Origin of the sequence: Ancylobacter polymorphus (assembly GCF_030813495.1) — a bacterium.
Lineage (GTDB): Bacteria > Pseudomonadota > Alphaproteobacteria > Rhizobiales > Xanthobacteraceae > Ancylobacter > Ancylobacter polymorphus.
Genome location: NZ_JAUSUI010000004.1, coordinates 397374 through 415631 on the forward strand (window position 1 = coordinate 397374; position 18258 = coordinate 415631).

Annotated in this window: 14 protein-coding genes and 1 tRNA gene; 14 read left to right on the top strand and 1 reads right to left on the bottom strand. The window is 66.8% G+C overall.

Annotation, left to right across the window (positions count from 1 at the left end):
• Positions 1-86 precede the first annotated feature (86 nt).
• From J2S75_RS11570 to J2S75_RS11600, 7 genes are all read left to right on the top strand, one after another.
• Positions 87-1073 (top strand): tripartite tricarboxylate transporter substrate binding protein BugD, encoded by a 987-nt coding sequence (locus J2S75_RS11570; protein WP_307020004.1) that lies wholly within the window; start codon positions 87-89, stop codon positions 1071-1073.
• 141 nt (positions 1074-1214) lie between these two features.
• A complete protein-coding gene (locus J2S75_RS11575; protein WP_307020005.1) occupies positions 1215-1706 on the top strand; it encodes a tripartite tricarboxylate transporter TctB family protein in 492 nt (163 codons plus the stop codon).
• A 12-nt stretch (positions 1707-1718) separates the two neighbouring features.
• Positions 1719-3218, top strand: a complete 1500-nt coding sequence (locus tag J2S75_RS11580) for a tripartite tricarboxylate transporter permease (RefSeq protein ID WP_307020006.1) — start codon at positions 1719-1721, stop codon at positions 3216-3218.
• 113 nt (positions 3219-3331) lie between these two features.
• Positions 3332-3407 (top strand) — tRNA-Lys (locus J2S75_RS11585).
• A 216-nt stretch (positions 3408-3623) separates the two neighbouring features.
• The gene (locus tag J2S75_RS11590; RefSeq protein WP_307020007.1) at positions 3624-3836 is read left to right on the top strand and encodes a hypothetical protein; all 213 of its coding nucleotides are present in this window, start codon (positions 3624-3626) and stop codon (positions 3834-3836) included.
• A gap of 95 nt (positions 3837-3931) precedes the next feature.
• Entirely contained in the window at positions 3932-4168 is a 237-nt protein-coding gene (locus tag J2S75_RS11595; protein ID WP_307020008.1) for a hypothetical protein, read from the top strand.
• Between the two features lie 50 nt (positions 4169-4218).
• The gene (locus J2S75_RS11600; protein WP_307020009.1) at positions 4219-5115 is read left to right on the top strand and encodes a transglutaminase family protein; all 897 of its coding nucleotides are present in this window, start codon (positions 4219-4221) and stop codon (positions 5113-5115) included.
• 53 nt (positions 5116-5168) lie between these two features.
• On the opposite strand, the gene J2S75_RS11605 is transcribed toward J2S75_RS11600, so the two are convergent.
• Positions 5169-6266 carry an alkene reductase gene (locus J2S75_RS11605; protein WP_307020010.1) on the bottom strand — a complete coding sequence of 366 codons (1098 nt, stop codon included), beginning with the start codon at positions 6264-6266 and terminating at the stop codon, positions 5169-5171.
• Positions 6267-6464: 198 nt separating this feature from the next.
• On the opposite strand from J2S75_RS11605, the gene pncB reads away from it, so the two are divergent.
• The 7 genes from pncB (at position 6465) to J2S75_RS11640 (ending at position 17931) form a co-directional block, all read left to right on the top strand.
• Positions 6465-7757 (top strand): nicotinate phosphoribosyltransferase, encoded by a 1293-nt coding sequence (gene pncB, locus J2S75_RS11610; protein WP_307020011.1) that lies wholly within the window; start codon positions 6465-6467, stop codon positions 7755-7757.
• A gap of 583 nt (positions 7758-8340) precedes the next feature.
• A complete protein-coding gene (locus tag J2S75_RS11615; RefSeq protein ID WP_307020012.1) occupies positions 8341-9414 on the top strand; it encodes an SH3 domain-containing protein in 1074 nt (357 codons plus the stop codon).
• Positions 9415-9542: 128 nt separating this feature from the next.
• On the top strand, positions 9543-10550 hold the full coding sequence (locus tag J2S75_RS11620) for a Gfo/Idh/MocA family protein (RefSeq protein ID WP_307020013.1): 1008 nt from the start codon (positions 9543-9545) through the stop codon (positions 10548-10550).
• 11 nt (positions 10551-10561) lie between these two features.
• The gene (locus tag J2S75_RS11625; protein ID WP_307020014.1) at positions 10562-11716 is read left to right on the top strand and encodes a DegT/DnrJ/EryC1/StrS family aminotransferase; all 1155 of its coding nucleotides are present in this window, start codon (positions 10562-10564) and stop codon (positions 11714-11716) included.
• A gap of 88 nt (positions 11717-11804) precedes the next feature.
• Positions 11805-13340, top strand: coding sequence for a murein biosynthesis integral membrane protein MurJ (gene murJ / locus J2S75_RS11630; protein WP_307020015.1), 1536 nt, complete (start codon positions 11805-11807; stop codon positions 13338-13340).
• A 154-nt stretch (positions 13341-13494) separates the two neighbouring features.
• Complete coding sequence (locus J2S75_RS11635; RefSeq protein ID WP_307020016.1) at positions 13495-14739, top strand: efflux RND transporter periplasmic adaptor subunit; 1245 nt, start codon at positions 13495-13497, stop codon at positions 14737-14739.
• 15 nt (positions 14740-14754) lie between these two features.
• Positions 14755-17931 carry an efflux RND transporter permease subunit gene (locus tag J2S75_RS11640; RefSeq protein ID WP_307020017.1) on the top strand — a complete coding sequence of 1059 codons (3177 nt, stop codon included), beginning with the start codon at positions 14755-14757 and terminating at the stop codon, positions 17929-17931.
• The last annotated feature ends 327 nt before the right edge of the window (positions 17932-18258 follow it).

The following is an 18258-nucleotide window of genomic DNA, read 5'->3' on the forward strand; positions in this document are numbered from 1 at the left end:
GTGGTGGCCTAGTCTCCCAACAAACGGCGCCCGCGCGGCCGGGCGACCGGCATAGCAACAGGCTCAACACGTCTCGGGAGGGACACATGACGCGTTTCAAGGGGGCGGTGACCGCCCTGGCGGCGATGGCGGCGCTGGCGCTGCCTCTGGGCGATGCTCAGGCGCAGGATTATCCGAACCGTCCGGTGACGATGGTGGTGCCGTTCGCCGCCGGCGGGCCGACCGACACGGTGGCGCGGCTGATCGCGGAATCGATGTCGCGCACGCTCGGCCAGCAGGTGGTGGTGGAGAATGTCGGCGGCGCCGGCGGCACGCGCGGGGCCGGGCAGGTGGCGAAGGCCGCGCCCGACGGCTACACCGTGCTGCTGCACCATATCGGCCAGGCGACCGCGGCCACGCTCTACCGCAAGCTGCCTTACAACGTGCTCACCGATTTCGAGGAAGTCGGGCTCGTCACCGACGTGCCGATGACCGTCATCGGCAAATCGACGCTGGAGCCGAAGGATGCGGCCGAGCTGATCGCCTATGTGAAGAAGAACAAGGACGCGGTGATCTACGGCAATGCCGGCGTCGGCTCCGCCTCGCATCTGTGCGGCATGCTGTTCATGTCGGCGCTCGACACGCAGATGACCACCGTTCCCTATCAGGGCACCGGCCCGGCGATGAACGATCTGGTCGGCGGGCAGATCGACCTGATGTGCGACCAGACCACCAACACGACGGGCCAGATCAAGGCCGGCAAGGTGAAGGCCTATGGCGTCACCACCAAGACGCCGGTGAAGTCGCTGCCCGGAATCCCCCCGCTCGATTCCGCCGGCCTGCCCGGCTTCGAGGTGGCGGTGTGGCATGGGCTCTACGCCCCCAAGGGCACGCCCAAGGCGGAAATCGACAAGCTCAACGCCGCCCTCGTCGCCGCGCTGCAGGACCCCAAGGTCATCTCCCGCTTCGCCGATCTCGGCACCGAGCCGGTGGCGCTGGACCGCGCCACGCCGGAAGTGCACCAGAAGTTCCTTGAGGCGGAAGTCGCCAAGTGGAAGCCGGTGATCGAGAAGGCCGGCGTCTTCGCCGACTGACGCCGCCGCCGTTCCGGCGCGCCCGTGTGGCGCGCCGCTGTGGCGCGCCCGTTCCGCCCTGCCTCCTGCCCACCCAATTGCCTGCCGGCCTGCCGCTCACCCCGGCGGGCCGCTCCCCCATCCGGCCGCTGGACACATCCCATGACACGTTTCGTCAAAAGCCCGAAGGAGGTCGCCAGCGGCTTCCTGCTGGTGCTCCTCGCCGCCTTCTTCGCCTGGCAGGCGATGGACCTGCCCATGGGGCGCGCCATCCGCATGGGGCCGGGCTACTTCCCGATGATTCTGGCCGGCCTGCTCGGCTTTCTCGGTCTCATCGTCCTCCTCACCGGACTCACACTCCACCCGGTGGCGGAGGAGGATAAAGCGCAGGAAATCGGGCTGCGCCGCTGGCCGTGGGTGCCGCTGGGGATGGTGACGCTCGCGGTGGTTGTGTTCGGCCTCGGCATCCGCCCGCTCGGCCTCGGCCCCTCCATGGGGCTGGCGGTGTTTCTCTCCACCTTGGCCAGCCGCAAGTTCCGGCTGACCACCGCGCTGCTCTCCTCTGCGATCATGGTGGCGTTCTCCTGGGCCGTGTTCATCAAGGGGCTGGGGTTGCCGCTGCCCATGCTGGGCCCGTGGCTCGGCGGCTATTGAGGAGCGAAGCCCATGGAAATCTTCGACAATCTCGCCCTCGGCTTCTCCGTCGCCGTCACCTTCCAGAACATCTTCTACTGCTTCATCGGCGTGCTGCTGGGCACGCTGATCGGCGTGCTGCCGGGCCTCGGGCCGGTGCCGACCATCGCCATGCTGCTGCCCATCACCTTCGGCCTGCCGCCGGTTTCGGCGCTGATCATGCTCTCGGGCATCTATTACGGCGCGCAATATGGCGGCTCGACCACGGCGATCCTGATCAACCTGCCGGGCGAAAGCTCCTCCGTCGTCACCGCCATTGACGGCTACCAGATGGCGCGCCAGGGCCGCGCCGGCGCCGCGCTCGCCACCGCCGCGCTCGGCTCCTTCTTCGCCGGCTCGGTCGCCACCTTCCTGCTCGCCGTCTTCGCCCCGCCGCTCGCCGACCTCGCGCTGAAATTCGGGCCGCCGGAGTATTTTGCGCTGATGGTTCTAGGACTTGTGGCCTCCGTGGCCCTCGCCTCCGGCTCGGTGGTGAAGGCGCTGGCCATGGTGGTGCTCGGCATCCTGCTCGGCCTGTCGGGCCAGGATGTCTACACCGGCACCCCCCGTTTCACCTTCGACATGCTGGAACTCGCCGACGGCGTCGAGTTCGTCGCTCTGGCCATGGGCGTGTTCGGCATTGGCGAGATCGTGCGCAACCTGGAGGATGAGCATACCCGCACCGTGCTGGTGCAGAAGGTGAAGGGTCTGCTGCTGACCAAGGACGACATCAAGCGCATCCTCGGTCCCATCCTCCGCGGCACCTTCCTAGGCTCCTTCCTCGGCATCCTTCCCGGCGGCGGGGCGATCCTCTCCTCCTTCTCGGCCTATTCGATCGAGAAGAAGATTTCGCGCCATCCCGAGCAGTTCGGCAAAGGCGCGATCGAGGGCGTGGCGGGGCCGGAGGCAGCCAACAATGCCGGCGCGCAGACCTCCTTCATCCCCATGCTAACGCTGGGTATTCCGTCCAACCCGGTCATGGCGCTGATGATCGGCGCGCTCATCATCCAGGGCATCGTGCCCGGCCCGAATGTGGTGAACGAGCAGCCGAATCTGTTCTGGGGCATCATCGCCTCGATGTGGATCGGCAATTTCATGCTGGTGGTGCTCAACCTGCCGTTGATCGGCATCTGGGTGAGGCTGCTCACCGTGCCCTATCACATCCTGTTTCCGCTCATCGTCGGCTTCTGCTGCATCGGCGTCTACAGCGTCAACAACAACGCCATCGACGTCTACACCATGGCGCTGTTCGGGGTGGTCGGCTACGTGCTGGTCAAGCTCGACTGCGAGCCGGCGCCGCTGCTGCTCGGCTTCATCATCGGGCCGATGCTGGAGGAATATCTGCGCCGCGCCATGCTGATCTCGCGCGGCGACCCGACCGTGTTCTTCACCCGGCCGATCTCCGCCACCATGCTTGGCCTCGCCATGCTCGCCCTCATCATCGTCCTCCTGCCCTCCGTCCGCAAAAAGCGCGAGGAGGCCTTCCAGGAATAAGCGGGCGGCCCGCCGCGCCTGTGGATAGATCAGGAAGCGCACCTGACCCTATGGACACACCCCGGGGGCTCTGCTACACGACCCCCCGTCCGCAAGGCCACGGTCTGCGGCGGGGGCGCATAGCTCAGTTGGTAGAGCAGCTGACTCTTAATCAGCGGGTCCTAGGTTCGAGCCCTAGTGCGCCCACCAAATCCCGGTTCGCCGGCGACTGGTGGAAACCACGGCGAAATCTCTTCGCCACCCCCTCTTCTTGATATACCTCGCGTTGTTTGTTTGATCCCCTCGCGCGGCGAGGCTCGTCGCTGGGACTTTCTCTTCCCTATCGACCATGTGAAAGCACCGGGCGAAGCCGATCTATTGGCGGCCGCGCCGTGTGATCCAGGCCGCTTCGCTCGGGAGGGCGACATGATCGACCAGTCTTCCATGCTGTGTGCCCACTGTCAGCGCTGCGGGCGGCGCTCCGTGCTGGGGCGTGTCGATGCGGCCACTCTCACGCCGCCGGCGGAGGGCGGCAACGCGCCGCGCCTGCGCTGCGACATGTGCGGCGGCCGGCAGGTAAAGCTGTTCAACGCTCAGGGCCCGGTGGAAATGCTGGCCTTTCTCAACGGGCGCATGTGACGGATGCCGTCGCCGGCCCGCCGTGACGGCGGCGGCGAACGAATTGCGGCCTCGCGCGTTAGGCCTCGCAACAGCACAAGCAGGCGAGGCAGATCATGGAACATCCGAACAACGGCTATGGCGTATCGGGAGGAACCGGCGGCGCGAATCCGGAGCGCAAGCCGGAGGGATCGACGGCCCAACCCACTATGACGGGCACGACCACATCGAAGGGGCCCGGCGAGACCAGCAGCCGCTCGACCGGGTCGTTGTTCCCTCCGCGCCTTTATTCCTTCCAGGCGCTGGTCGCGATGGGCGTGCTAGGCTTCATGGTGGGCCGCATCTGCCGCTGAGGCCCCTCCCTGGTGCGGGGCGGCGTTTGCGCCGCTCGCTGGAATCGATCATGCAGACTTTGACCGTCCGACACGTCACCCATTACCGCTATGCAAACCCGGTCGTGTTTCACACGCACCGGCTGATGCTGCGCCCGCGCGACAGCCACGATCTGCGGCTGGTCGAGGCGGAACTCGTGCTCTCGCCTCACGGCACGGTGCGTTGGATCCATGACGTGTTCGGCAATTCCGTCGCCATCGTCGACTTCGCCGAGCCGGCCAGCGAATTGCGGATCGAAAGCGTTCTGACACTTGAGCGCTACGGCCTCGGTGGCCTCATTTTCGAGCTCGCCGAGGAAGCGCAGTCATACCCGTTCGTCTATTCGCCGGATGACCGGATCGATCTCGGCCGGATGCTTGAGCCGCACTATCCCGATCCGAACGGCGAGCTTGAGGCTTGGGCAAAGGGCTTCGTCGCCACCCGCCCCACGGACACGATGGCGCTGCTGACGGACATCAACAACAGCATCCATGCGAACTTCGCCTATAATCTGCGGATCGAGGAAGGCACGCAGCCGCCGCTGGAAACGCTGCGGCTCGGCACGGGGTCCTGCCGCGATTTCGCCCTGTTGCTGATCGAGACGGCGCGCTCTCTTGGCATCGCGGCGCGTTTCGTGACGGGCTATCTCTACGATCCCGCGCTCGATGGCGGGGAAACAGGTGTGGTCGGGGCCGGCGCCACCCATGCGTGGGCAGACATTTATCTGCCGGGCGCCGGGTGGGTCGAGTTCGATCCCACCAATGGCACCATTGCCGCTGACAATCTGATCCGGGTGGCGGTGACGCGCGATCCCAGCCAGGCAGTGCCGGTGGGCGGCGGCTTCACCGGTCTCACGGGCGATTATCTCGGCATGAATGTCGACGTGGCGGTGCGCACGGTTCAACCCGAGGCGCCACTCGCCGCCTGACTTCGGACTCTCCGGCAAAAGAAAAGGCCCGGCAGTACCGGGCCTTTTTTACGTCAGGCGCTCGCGCCCTCCAGCGTGGGATAGTCGGTATAACCCTTGGCGCCGCCGCCATAGAGATGGTCGCGGTCGAGTTCGTTGAAGCCGACGCCCCGGCGCAGGCGCTCAACCGCGTCGGGCGAGGAGATGAACGCCTTGCCGAAGGCGACGAGGTCAGCCCTGCCGTCCGCGATCACCTGCTCCGCCATCGCCTTGTCGTAGCCGTTATTGACCATCCACGCGCCGCTGTAGCGGGCGCGCAGCGCCTCGAAGTCGAAGTCCGGCGCAATGTCTCGCGGACCGCCGGTGGCGCCCTCGATCATGTGGACATAGACCGGGTGCAGGCTCTCCACCACATCCATCACATGGTTGAAGAGCGCCTGCGGGTCGCTGTCCGCGAGGTCGTTGGCGGGGGTGACGGGGGAGAGGCGCAGCCCGGTGCGCGCGGCGCCGATCTCGCCGATCACCGCCTCCAGAACCTCCTTGAGGAACCGCGTGCGGTTCTCGATCGACCCGCCATAGGCGTCGGTGCGCTTGTTGGCGCCGTCGCGCAGGAACTGGTCGACGAGATAGCCATTGGCGCCGTGAATTTCCACGCCGTCGAAACCCGCGCGGATGGCATTGGCCGCCGCCTTGCGGAAGTCGTCGACAATGCCCGGGATTTCCTCAAGCGCCAGCGTGCGCGGCTCGTCTACCTCGACGAAGCCGTTATTCACATAAGTCTTGGTGTTGGCGCGAATGGCAGAGGGGGCGAGGGGGGCGGCGCCGCCCGGCTGCAGCGAGCGGTGCGAGACGCGCCCGACATGCCAGAGCTGCACGAAGATGTGGCCGCCGGCCGTATGGACGGCATCGGTGATCTTCTTCCAGCCTTCGATCTGCGCCTCGGTGAACAGGCCGGGCGTGTCCTGATAGCCCTGCGCGGTGTCGGAGATCTGCGTCGCCTCGGTGATGATGAGGCCGGCGGTGGCGCGCTGACGATAATACTCAACCGCCAGCGGCGAGGGGACGAGACCCGCGCCTGCGCGGTTGCGCGTCAGCGGCGCCATGACGATGCGGTTGGCCAGGATGATGTCGCCGAGGCGATAAGTGTCGAAGAGGGATTTCGTGGCAGCCACGATGTGCTCCTGTGGAGAGGGGGCCCTGTGGTTCGGCAGGGCGTTGGAGCGCAGTTAATCATTGGATCGGCGGTTCCAAGGCCTGAAACGCACGACCTTCGTCGCAGGCTTCACCGTCACTGCGCTGCCGGCAGGCATGGCCTGCAATTTCGTGCGGCATGCTCTAGAAGGGGAGGCCGGGCAAACGGGGCCTACCGCATGATCGACATCGCGACTCGCGTCTATAACCACACGTGGAAGATCGACCCGATCGTCCGCTCCGTGCTCGATACGGACTTCTACAAGCTCTTGATGGCGCAGACGATTTACCGCCGTCACTTCCACACCCGCGTCACCTTCGGCATCATCAACCGCACCCATTGCGTGCGCATCGCCGATTTCGTCGACGAGGGCGAATTGCGCGAGCAACTCGACCATGTGCGTACCCTGTCGCTCACGCGCGGGGAATCGACCTGGCTGCGTGGCAACATGTTCTACGGCAAGCGCCAGATGTTCTCGCCGGACTTTGTCGCCTGGTTCGAGGGGTTCCGCTTTCCCGCCTACCACCTCGAAAAGCGGGACGGGCAATATGAACTGACCTTCGAGGGTCCGTGGATCGAGACCACGATGTGGGAAATCCCGGCGCTCGCGATCATCAACGAGCTGCGCTCGCGCGCCGTGCTGCGCAGCATGGGGCGCTTCGAGCTGCAGGTGCTCTATGCCCGCGCCATGACACGCGTCTGGGAGAAGGTGGAACGGCTGAAGGCGCTGAGTGGCGTCGGGGTCGCCGATTTCGGCACCCGCCGCCGGCACGGCTTCCTGTGGCAGGACTGGTGCGTGCAGGCGATGATGGAGGGGCTGGGCGAGCGCTTCCTCGGCACGTCGAACTGCCTCATCGCCCTGCGCCGCGAGGTCGAGGCCACCGGCACCAACGCCCATGAACTTCCCATGGTCTACGCCGCCCTCGCCGACAGCGACGCCGCCCTCGCCCGCGCGCCCTATGACGTGCTGGCCGACTGGCAGCAGGATTACGAGGGCAATCTCCTCGTCATCCTGCCCGATACCTTCGGCACCACGCATTTCCTGGAGAAGGCACCGGACTGGGTCGCGCGATGGACCGGAATCCGAATCGACAGCAAGGATCCGATCGAGGGCGGCGAGGAGGCGCTGCGCTGGTGGCAGGCGCGGGGGCAGGACCCGACGCAGAAACTCGCCATCTTCTCCGACGGGCTCGACATCGGCGACATTGAGCGCATCTACCGCCATTTCCATGGCCGCATGCGCATGGGCTTCGGCTGGGGCACGCTTTTGACCAATGATTTCCGTGGCTTCGCACCCGAGGGGCGACTGGACCCGATCTCCATCGTCTGCAAGGTCATCTCGGCCGACGGGCACCCGACAGTGAAACTCTCCGACAATCCGACCAAAGCCATGGGGTCGCCGGCGGAACTGGAGCGTTATCGCCGCATTTTCGGCGCCACGACCGCGCCGGCGCGGGCGGTGCTGGTGTAAGGGCGGGCGTGTTTCCCACAAGGCATTGCAGCTGTTGAGGTAATTTGACGAGAGGGGCGTGATGGCGGCCAAGAGTTGCCGCAATCTTTGTTCATAAGGAAATTTCCGGCATGTGACATTCTTGCATCAAGGGGCCATTTGCCGGTAAGTTGTGACCCGTCGCATACGAAGGCGGTTTACGGAACTCGGTCGCGGGCCCTAGGGCGCCGGCCCGAATGGACTGGAAGAACGCATGCGAAGTGGTCAGCGCCGCGCCCCTGAGCTGGCCGTCAGTGCTCCTCGGCACTGCCGGCATCCGCACCGTGCAGACGCTTTTGCCGTTTCGTCTTTCCCGTTCGCCCGCCCTTTCCTCGTAGCGTAGAGTTCCCGCGTCATGGCCACGGCATCGCAACAGTCGCGCGGAAACGGGCTCTCCTCCTCGTTGATTTCCGATTTCCGCTCCATTGTCAGCACGCTTGAGCAGGAAAAGGCGGGTCGCGACGGGAGCCAGCCCGACAGCGAGACGTCTGCGGCGGCGCGCCCCACGGCTGGCGAGGAGCGTTCCCTTGGCGATGTCCGCAGCCGCATCGCGGCTCTTGGCGACATGGGCGATGTGCTGGCCACCCGGCCGGCGTCGGCGCGGGTCGAGCCGGTGGCTCCGCCCGCCGCCGAGGCGGCGCAGGCCGCCCGCCGCCGCAGCTTCGGCAGCACGGCGCGCCAGCCCGGAGAATCGGAGGCGCGCCGCAAACGCAACGCGTCCAAGGATATCATCACCTGGCAGCGTCTCGGCGTGCTGGCGGTGTTCATGGCGGTGGTCGGCGGTGGGGCCGTCCTGCTGCAATCGCTTGCCGCCCGTGAGGAGGCGAAGGTCGCGCCTGAAGTGATCGGCAATGCCGCGGTGGCGAGCGTCGCGCCCTCCGCCCAGACCGAAGGGCAAGCGGCCGTTGCGCTCAAGCCGGTGGAGCTGTCGGGCGCGGCGATCGAGGCCTCGGTGCCGTCGTCCGCCTCGCCGGCCGTGCTGGCCCATGGATCGGCCTCGGATAATCTGCCCCCCATCGTGCTGAACGCGCGGGGACGCGCGAGCGATGTTCCCGATATCCCGCCGCTGGCCTCCGGCGTCACGGCCTTCGCGGCGCCCGATCCCGTGGTGGCAGCTGCTGGCGCCATCCCCGATGCGGCCGAAGGGGCGCCTGAGGCGGTCGAGGCCGTTGCCGCTGATGCAGAGGCCGATGCGCCGGCGCCGGCACGCGTGGCGGCCCTGCCGAAGCAGGCGCCGCTGCCGCCCACCCGGGCACCGCAGCGCGACGTCGCGGCGGCCACTCCTGCGGCGTCCGACGCCGACGCCCCGTCCTCGGCTTCCTCCGCTGCTGCGGCGCCCGCCGCGGCTGAACCTCTGCCTGCAGGCTTCGGCGGCGATCCGGTCGGCACGGCGGTCATGCGCAACCCGGTGACGATGCGGGCGGCGCCGAAGAAGGGGGCCGCTGCCATTGGCAACCTGCCGCGCGGCAAGCAGGTGCAGTTGGTGACCTGCCAGCAATGGTGCGAGATCATCGTCGATGGCAAGCGGGCCTTCGTCTACAAGAGCTTCGTCGATACTGGCGCCGTTGCGGCGAGCGCGGGCGCTGCGGCCGAAGAGGCCGGCGACGCGTCGGAGGCCGAGGCCGCCGCTCCCGAGTGAGGCCGTCGGTAACAGGTTGAAGCAAATAGTGAAGCCTTTGGTGCGGCTTTACGATTCGGCCTCTCTCGCCACGCTTCGGGGCGCGTGTTAGACCCCGGCAACCTATTCAGACGGAAGGATGTTCCCGAATGGTGAAGGACCCGAGCGGGGCTTCTAAGCCCGTTCGCGTCGGCGTCGTCGGCGTCGGCATCATGGGTTACAACCATGCCCGCGTGCTGATCGACCTGCCTGGCGCCGAGATGGTCGGCGTCGCCGATCCCGATCAGGGCCAGCGCGAGAAGGTGGCGGGGCTGCTGGGCTGCCGCGCCTTTGCCAGCATTGACGACCTCGTGGCGAACGGAGCCGAGGCGCTGGTCATCGCCGCCCCTACCCATCTCCACCACGAGGTGTCGTTGCACGCGATCGAGGCCGGCATGCATGTGCTGGTGGAAAAGCCGATCGCGCCCACCGTTGCCGAGGCTGAGGCGATCGTCGCTGCGGCGAAGGCGAAGGACGTGGCGCTGGTGGTCGGCCATGTCGAACGCTTCAACCCGGCGGTCGAGGCGGTGAAGAACGCGATCCGCGACGAGGAGATACTCTCCATTGGCATTACGCGCGTTGGTCCGTTCCCGCCGCGCATGTCGAATGTCGGTGTGGTGATCGACCTTGCCGTGCATGACATCGACCTGATCTGCCATTTCACGGGTTCGCACATCACCGAGGTGCAGCCGCAGGTGAAGGCGGCGGTGGCCGAGCGCGAGGATATCGCGCTGCTGCAGTTCCGCACTGCCAATGGCGTGCTGGCGCACATCAACACCAACTGGCTGACACCCTTCAAGGCGCGCACCGTGCATGTCGCCACCCGCAAGAAATACGTGATCGGCGACCTGCTCACCCGCCAGGTGACCGAGTACTTCGACTACAAGCCGGATGGCAGCTATTCCATGCGCCATCTTCCCGTCGCCTATGCCGAACCGCTGCGGCTTGAACTGCTGCGGTTCCTTGAAGCGGTGCGTGGCGGTTCGGCGCCGGCGGTGACGGGCGAGGATGGCGTGGCCGCCATTGCGGTCGCCATGCGCTGCCTTGAGGCGCTGGAGCCCGCGCCCGCCGCGCCGACATCCGCCGTGCCGTCGCCCCTGCGCGCCAGCGTGGCATGAAAGGAACACCGATGAATTCGCATGTGAAGACCGAGTTGGCGCCCATTCCTTTCATCGACATTGCCGCCCAGCGGGCGCGGCTTGGCGCGCGCATCGACGAGGCGGTGGCGCGGGTTCTCACGCATTGCCGGTTCATCAACGGCCCCGAGGTAACGGAATTCGAGCAGCAGCTCGCCGCCTTCGCCGGCGCCAAGCATGCGCTCGCCTGTTCCAGCGGCACGGACGCGCTGGCCATGATCCTCATGGCCTGGGGCATCAAGGCCGGTGATGCGGTGTTCTGCCCGGCCTTCACCTTCTGCGCGACCGCCGAGGTGGTGCCGTGGGTCGGGGCGACTCCCGTCTTCGTCGATATCCTCGAAGACACGTTCAACATGGACCCGGCCAGCCTGGAGGCCGCCATCGCGGTGGCGAAGCAGAAGGGGCTGACGCCGAAAGTGGTGGTGCCGGTCGATCTGTTCGGCCAGCCCGCCGATATGGACGCCATCGAGGCCATCGCCAAGGCGCAGGGTCTCAAGGTGCTGTGCGACACCGCGCAGGGCTTCGGCGCTACCTGGAACGGCCGGCGCACCGGCTCCTTCGGCGACGCCACCGCCACCAGCTTCTTCCCCGCCAAGCCGCTCGGCTGCTATGGCGATGGCGGCGCGGTACTGACCGATGATGACGCTCTGCTGCCGATTTTGAAGAGCGTGCGCGAGCACGGGCAGGGCGTCGACAAATACGAGAATGTCCGCCTCGGCATGACCGGCCGGCTCGACACCATCCAGGCGGCGGTTCTGTTGGAAAAGCTCGCCATTTTCGAGGACGAGATCGCCGCACGGCAGCGCATCGCCGACCGCTACAATGCGGCGCTGGCCGATGTCTGCACGGTGCCGGCGGTGGACCCGCGCGCCAGTTCGGTCTGGGCGCAGTACACGATCCGGCTGCCGCAGGGCGTGCGCGACGGTCTGGCGGCGGCGCTGCAGAAGGAAGGCGTGCCGACCGCCGTCTATTACCGCATTCCGATGCATCGCCAGCCGGCCTACGCGCATTATCCCGCCGCCGGCAACGGCCTGCCGGTGTGCGAGAAGCTGGCCGGCGAGGTGATCAGCCTGCCCATGCATCCCTATCTGGATGAGGCGGCGCAGGAGCGCGTCATCGCGGCGGTCCGCCGCGCGCTTGGCGCCTGAAGGCACGGCAGGACTGGCCGGGCGGGGGCGGGGAGGCTAGCTTTCCGCCCGCCGTCCGGTTCCGGCAGCCTCAAACGCGTCGGCTCCCATGATACGCAGCATCTTCACGGTCGGTGGCTGGACGCTCCTCTCGCGGCTGACCGGCTTCGTGCGCGACATCGTCATGGCGGCGGTGCTCGGCGCCGGGCCGATGGCGGATGCCTTCTACATCGCTTTCCGCCTGCCCAACCATTTCCGTTCCATCTTCGCCGAAGGCGCGTTCAACACCGCCTTCATCCCGGCCTATGCGCGGGTGAAGACCGTGGAGGGCGAGGTAAAAGCGCGCTGCTTCGCCGATGGCATCCTCACCGGTGTGGTGCTGGTGCAGCTGGCCATCCTCGCCATCGCCCTGCTCGCCACCGACTGGGTCGTCGCCACGCTGGCGCCGGGCCTGTCGGACGATCCCGGCCGTTTCACCCTCACCGTCGACTTCACCCGCATCACCTTCCCCTATCTCGGCCTCATCGCCGTGGTGACGCTGGTCGGCGGGGTGCTGAACGCCAATGACCGCTTCTGGGCGGCGGCGGCGGCGTCCATCCTGCTCAACGTCGCCATGGTCGGCACGCTCAGCGTCGCTGGTCTGTTTCCCTCCGCCGGCCATGCCGCGGCCTGGGGCGTGCTGATCTCCGGTTTCCTGCAACTCGGCCTGCTGGTGTTCGATGCCGAGCGCCACGGCCTCGGCCTGCGCTTCGGACGGCCGCGTCTCGATCCGGAGACGCGCGCCTTTCTCATCGCGCTCGGCCCGGCGATCATCGGCTCGGCCGGCGTCCAGCTGGCGATCTTCGCCGACACCATCATCGCCTCCTTCCTGCCGCAGGGGGCCGTGGCGGCGCTGTTTTATGCCGACCGCATCAACCAGCTGCCCATCGGCGTGGTCGGCATAGCGGCGGGCATCGTGTTGCTGCCGGAAATGTCGCGCCGTATCGCGGCGGAGGATTTCGACGGCGCGCGCTTCTCCCAGTCGCGGGCGATCGAACTGACGCTGCTGCTGGTGCTGCCCTTCCTCGCGGCGGCGCTGACCATCCCCGAGATCATCATGCGCGGGCTGTTCATGCGCGGCGCTTTCACGGCGGCGGCGGCGGCGGAGGCCGGCGCGACGCTGGCGGCCTATGGCATCGGGCTGGCGCCCTTCGTCGTGGTGCGGGCGTTCATGTCGCCTTTCTATGCCCGCGGCGACACGCGCACCCCCGTGCTGGCGACTCTGGGCGCGGCGGTGATTAATATCGGCCTGAAAGTGCTGCTGATGGGCACGTTCGCCCAGGTGGGGCTGGCCTTCGCCACCTCCGTCGGCGGCTGGATCACCGTCCTGGTGCTCGCTTTGCTGGCGCGCTGGCGCGGCTATGAGTGCGGCGATGCGCAATTGCTGCGGGCCCTTCCGCGCCTGGGGCTGATCCTCGCGGCGCTGGCGGCGACTCTGTTCGCGACGGCCACCGTCGCGCCGCCTTGGCTGAGCGTGCTGGCGTATGGCCGCGACGAGACGCTTCTGGCCTTGTGCGTCGCAGCGGGCGGAGCAGTCTATGCGGTTCTGGCGTTGACGCTTTTCGGTCGCCGCTACCTTGTCGGCCTGCTGCGCGGGCGGCGCTGAGGGGCGCGTTCGTTTACGTTTTATTGCTTACGCGGTGCAGCAAAACTGTGGTACGTCGCACCGGCGTCATGGGTTCCGGGCGGGGTGTCCCATGGCTTGCGACCCCAAAGGGACAGTGTCCCGACATGCCCGATGAGCCGTTCCGGAGATGTCCATGATCACCGCGCTGCCGCGTCTTTCCCTCGCTGCACTCTCGCTCGCCGCCCTCGCGCTGGCGGGCTGCTCCGAGCAGAAACAGGGCCAGCCGGCGGCCGCTCCGCCGCCGCCATCCGTCACCGTCGCCCATCCGACGACGCGCACCATTACGGATTACGACGAATATGTCGGCCGCTTCGCCGCCGTCGATCTCGTCAATGTCTATGCGCGGGTTTCCGGCTATCTGGAGAAGGTGGCCTTCACCGACGGTCAGCTGGTGAAGCAGGGCGACCTTCTTTTCACCATCGACAAGCGGCCCTTCCAGGTGGCGCATGACCAGGCGCAGGCCAATCTCCAGCGCGCCCAGGCCGAGCTCGATTTCGCCACCTCCGACCTTCAGCGCGCCCAGACGCTGATCGACGACAAGACGTCGAACGCCATTTCCAAGCAGGCCTATGACCAGCGCCTGCAGAGCGAGCGCACGGCGCGGGCGAGTGTGGCGGCGGCGCAGGCGGCACTGCAGGCCTCGCAGCTCGACCTCGATTTCACCGATCTGAAGGCGCCCGTGAGCGGCCGCATCGGCGACCGCAAGGTGTCGGTCGGCAACCTCGTCACCGGCGGCTCGGGCGGCACCAACACCAATACGCTGCTCGCCACCATCGTCTCGCTGGACCCGATCTATTTCGAGTTCACCTATGACGAGGCGTCCTATCTGCGCTACCAGCGCATGGCCAAGGAATTGGGCACCAAGGCGGATTCGATTCCGGTGAAGCTCGGGCTGATCGATGAGAAAGGCTTCCCCCATGAGGGCAAGCTCGACTTCGTCGACAATCGCATCAGCGAGGACACCGGCACGATCCGCGGCCGCGCCACCTTCGCCAACCCGGATGGCACCTTCACCCCCGGCATGTTCGGCCGCATCCAGATTCCCTCCGCCGCCCCGCACGAGGCGGTGCTGGTGCCCGATGTCGCGATCGGCACCGAGCAGACCCGCAAATTCGTCTATGTGATGCAGCCGGGCGACCAGCCGCAGGCGCCGCAGATGAAATATGTCACTTTGGGCCGCGCCTATGACGGCCAGCGTGTCGTCACCAGCGGCCTCGGCAAGGACGATCTCGTCGTCGTCAACGGCCTGATGCGCATTCGTCCCGGCGCGAAGGTGGTGGGCAAGATGGAAGCGCCGCCGGCTTCCCCCGCCGCCGGCGCGGCGGGCGATGCCAAGGCGGCCGACGGCAAGGCATCCACCACGACCACCGCCAACTGAGCGCGGAGCGGTCCCATGCGGTTTTCACACTTCTTCATCGATCGCCCGATCTTTGCCTCGGTGGTTTCCATCGTGGTGATGATCCTCGGCGCGGTCGCCTTCGTCTCCCTGCCTGTGGCGCAGTATCCCGATATCGCTCCGCCGGTGGTCAATGTCAGCGGCCAATATCCCGGCGCCAGCGCCGAAACGGTGGCTGACACGGTCGTCGCGCCGATCGAGCAGCAGATCAACGGCGTCGAGGGGATGCTCTACATCTCCTCCAACTCGACGGCGGACGGGCGCTTTTCCATCGCCGTGACCTTCGATATCGGCACCGATCTCGATATCGCGCAGGTGCAGGTGCAGAACCGGGTCGCCACGGCGACGCCGCGCCTGCCGCAGGATGTGCAGCAGATCGGCGTTACCGTCGCCAAGTCCTCGCCGGACATTCTGATGGTGGTCAGCCTGTTCTCGCCGGACGATTCCCGCGACTCCCTGTTCATCTCCAACTACGCCAATCTCCAGATCAAGGACCAGCTCCAGCGCGTGCCGGGCGTCGGCTCGATCACCGTCTTCGGCTCGCGCGACTACGCGATGCAGGTGTGGCTCGATCCCCTCAAACTGCAGGCGCTGAACCTGACGGCGGGCGACGTGACCGCTGCGCTGCAGGCGCAGAACCTCCAGGTCGCCTCCGGCGTGCTGAACGCGCCGCCGGTGCCGAACCAGATGGGCTTCCAGATCGCGGTGCGCACGCTCGGCCGCCTGTCGACGCCCGAGCAGTTCGGCAACATCGTGGTGCGGGAGACGGGCAACGCCGTGGTGCGGCTGCGCGATGTGGCGCGGATCGACATCGAGGCGCAGGACAATTCCTCGATCTCCTACTTCGATTCCAAACCCTCCGTTGCGCTCGGCATCTTCCAGCTGCCGGGTTCCAACGCGCTCGCCACCGGCGAGGCGATCGAAGCGGCGATCAAGGAAATCGCCAAGGGCTTCCCGCCCGGCGTCGCCTATTCCACCGCCTACAACCCCACGCAGTTCATCGCCGAATCCGTGCGGGCGGTGGAACACACCATCATGGAAGCCATCGTTCTGGTGGTGATCGTGGTGGTGCTGTTCCTGCAAAGCTGGCGGGCGGCGATCATCCCCATCCTCGCCATTCCGGTGTCGCTGATCGGCACCTTCTTCATCATGAGCCTGTTCGGCTTCTCGCTGAACAATCTCTCGCTGTTCGGCCTCGTGCTGGCCATCGGCATCGTCGTGGACGACGCGATCGTCGTGGTGGAGAGCGTGGAGCACAACATCTCCACCGGGCTCTCGCCGCGCGACGCGGCGTACAAGACCATGGACGAGGTGGGCGGGGCGCTGGTGGCGATCTCGCTGGTGCTGGCCTCGGTGTTCATCCCCTCGGCCTTCATCACCGGCATTTCCGGCGAGTTCTACCGCCAGTTCGCCCTCACCATCGCCGGCTCGACCCTGATCTCGCTGATGGTGTCGCTGACTCTGTCACCCGCCATGTGCGCGCTGCTGCTGAAGCCGCATAAGGGGCCGGACCATAAGCCGGCCTGGTACGCCCGGCCGTTCACCGGCTTCTTCTACTATTTCAACAAGGGCTTCGACGCGGTTTCGGGCGGCTATGGCTGGCTTACCAGCAAGCTGGTCCGTGTCGCCGTGGTGGTACTGCTGGTCTATATCGCCATCCTCGCCGGTGGCTTCCAGCTGTTCCGCACCACGCCGCAGGGCTTCATCCCGGCGCAGGACCGCGGCTATCTCATCGTCGCGGCCCAGCTTCCCGGCGGCGCGGCGCTGTCGCGCACGAATGAGGTGATGACCAAGGCCGCCAAGGAGGTTCTCGCGACCCCCGGCGTGGCGCATGTGGTGAACATTGTCGGCTTCTCCGGCGCGACCTTCACCAATGCGCCCAATGCGGGCGCCATGTTCGTCATCCTCGGCCCCGCCGCCGAGCGCGCGCAGCATCCTGGTCAGTCCGCCCCGGCGATCCAGGGCACGCTGTTCGGCAAGCTCGCTTCGGTGGAGGAAGCGCAGATGATCGTCGTCATGCCGCCGCCCGTCTCGGGCATCGGCAATGCCGGCGGCTACCGGATGATGATCGAGGATCGCGGCGGGCGCGGCTATCAGGCGCTGCAGGGCGCGGTCTACGCCATGATGGGTGCGGCCAACCAGACACCGGGTCTGAAGCAGGTTTATTCGCTGTTCGAGACCTCGACGCCGCAGCTGTTCCTCGACATCGACCGCACCAAGGCGCAGCTGCTCGGGGTCAACATCGCCGATGTGTTCTCGACGTTACAGACCTATATCGGCTCGTCCTATGTCAACGACTTCAACCTGTTCGGCCGCACCTACCGCGTGCAGGCGCAGGCCGACGCGCCTTATCGCCTGACCTCGGACGATCTGCTGCGGCTGCGGGTGAAGAATGCCGACGGCCAATTGGTGCCGCTCGGCTCCTTCACCACGGTGAACGACATCTCCGGCCCCTACCGCGTGCCGCGTTACAATCTGTACCCGGCGGCGGAGCTCGACGGCGACACTATGCCCGGCACCTCGCAGGGCCAGGCGATCCAGAAGATGCAGGAGATCGCCGCCCAGGTGCTGCCGGATGGCTTCGCCTTCGAGTGGACGACGCTGGCCTATCAGCAGGTGAGGGCGGGCAATACCGCGATCTTCGCCTTCGCTCTGGGCGTGGTGTTCGTGTTCCTGGTGCTGGCGGCACAGTATGAGAGCCTCACCTTGCCGCTGGCGGTGATCCTCATCGTGCCCATGTGTCTCATCGCGGCGGTGGTGGGCATCCAGATCCGCGGACAGGACAACAACATCCTCAGCCAGGTCGGCTTCATCGTCCTCATCGGCCTCGCGGCGAAGAACGCGATCCTGATCGTCGAATTCGCCAAGCAATTGGAAGATCGGGGGGAAAACCGCTTCGTCGCCGCCACCGAGGCCGCCAAGCTGCGGCTTCGGCCGATCATCATGACCTCACTGGCCTTCATCTTCGGCGTCGTGCCCCTCGTCATTGCCACAGGCGCCGGGGCGGAGCTGCGGCAAGCCCTTGGCACGGCGGTGTTTTCGGGAATGATCGGCGTGACTGTCTTCGGTCTGCTGTTCACACCGACCTTCTATGTCGTCTGCCGCTGGCTCGCCGGCTTTGGCGAGCGGCGCCGGGCCCGCAAGGGCGAGACGCCCGCCGCCGCACCGCACTGAACACGGCGCCGGCCATCAGCGGATGACCCATCGACCCCGCCGCTCCTCTGAGCGGCGGGGTTTTTCTTTGTCGCGAGATTTCACGATGCGGCTGGCGGGCCGTGGGGTACCGATCTCTGCGACGTTCGCGACCGCCTGCTTTCCCGGATCGGGTTCGACATGCACCGCCGGGACAGAGGGGCCCGGCCATCCGCCATCGCGTTGCGATGGGGGCCGTGGTCGTCCGCCCACGCTCTGCCACGCGTCACCGCCAAGGCAGTGGAGCCGCGGAGACGACACATCCCCAAGAGACCCACCGGGCGAGGCGCGCCCTGTGGAGCGCGCCCT

Coding starts and splice junctions, on each gene's coding strand:
- J2S75_RS11575 (WP_307020005.1), top strand. CDS start 1,215: ATGACACGTTTCGTCAAAAGCCCGAAGGAGGTCGCCAGCGGCTTCCTG.
- J2S75_RS11615 (WP_307020012.1), top strand. CDS start 8,341: ATGGGCGATGTGCTGGCCACCCGGCCGGCGTCGGCGCGGGTCGAGCCG.
- J2S75_RS11640 (WP_307020017.1), top strand. CDS start 14,755: ATGCGGTTTTCACACTTCTTCATCGATCGCCCGATCTTTGCCTCGGTG.
- J2S75_RS11590 (WP_307020007.1), top strand. CDS start 3,624: ATGATCGACCAGTCTTCCATGCTGTGTGCCCACTGTCAGCGCTGCGGG.
- J2S75_RS11580 (WP_307020006.1), top strand. CDS start 1,719: ATGGAAATCTTCGACAATCTCGCCCTCGGCTTCTCCGTCGCCGTCACC.
- J2S75_RS11570 (WP_307020004.1), top strand. CDS start 87: ATGACGCGTTTCAAGGGGGCGGTGACCGCCCTGGCGGCGATGGCGGCG.
- J2S75_RS11625 (WP_307020014.1), top strand. CDS start 10,562: ATGAATTCGCATGTGAAGACCGAGTTGGCGCCCATTCCTTTCATCGAC.
- J2S75_RS11600 (WP_307020009.1), top strand. CDS start 4,219: ATGCAGACTTTGACCGTCCGACACGTCACCCATTACCGCTATGCAAAC.
- J2S75_RS11595 (WP_307020008.1), top strand. CDS start 3,932: ATGGAACATCCGAACAACGGCTATGGCGTATCGGGAGGAACCGGCGGC.
- pncB (WP_307020011.1), top strand. CDS start 6,465: ATGATCGACATCGCGACTCGCGTCTATAACCACACGTGGAAGATCGAC.
- J2S75_RS11620 (WP_307020013.1), top strand. CDS start 9,543: ATGGTGAAGGACCCGAGCGGGGCTTCTAAGCCCGTTCGCGTCGGCGTC.
- murJ (WP_307020015.1), top strand. CDS start 11,805: ATGATACGCAGCATCTTCACGGTCGGTGGCTGGACGCTCCTCTCGCGG.
- J2S75_RS11635 (WP_307020016.1), top strand. CDS start 13,495: ATGATCACCGCGCTGCCGCGTCTTTCCCTCGCTGCACTCTCGCTCGCC.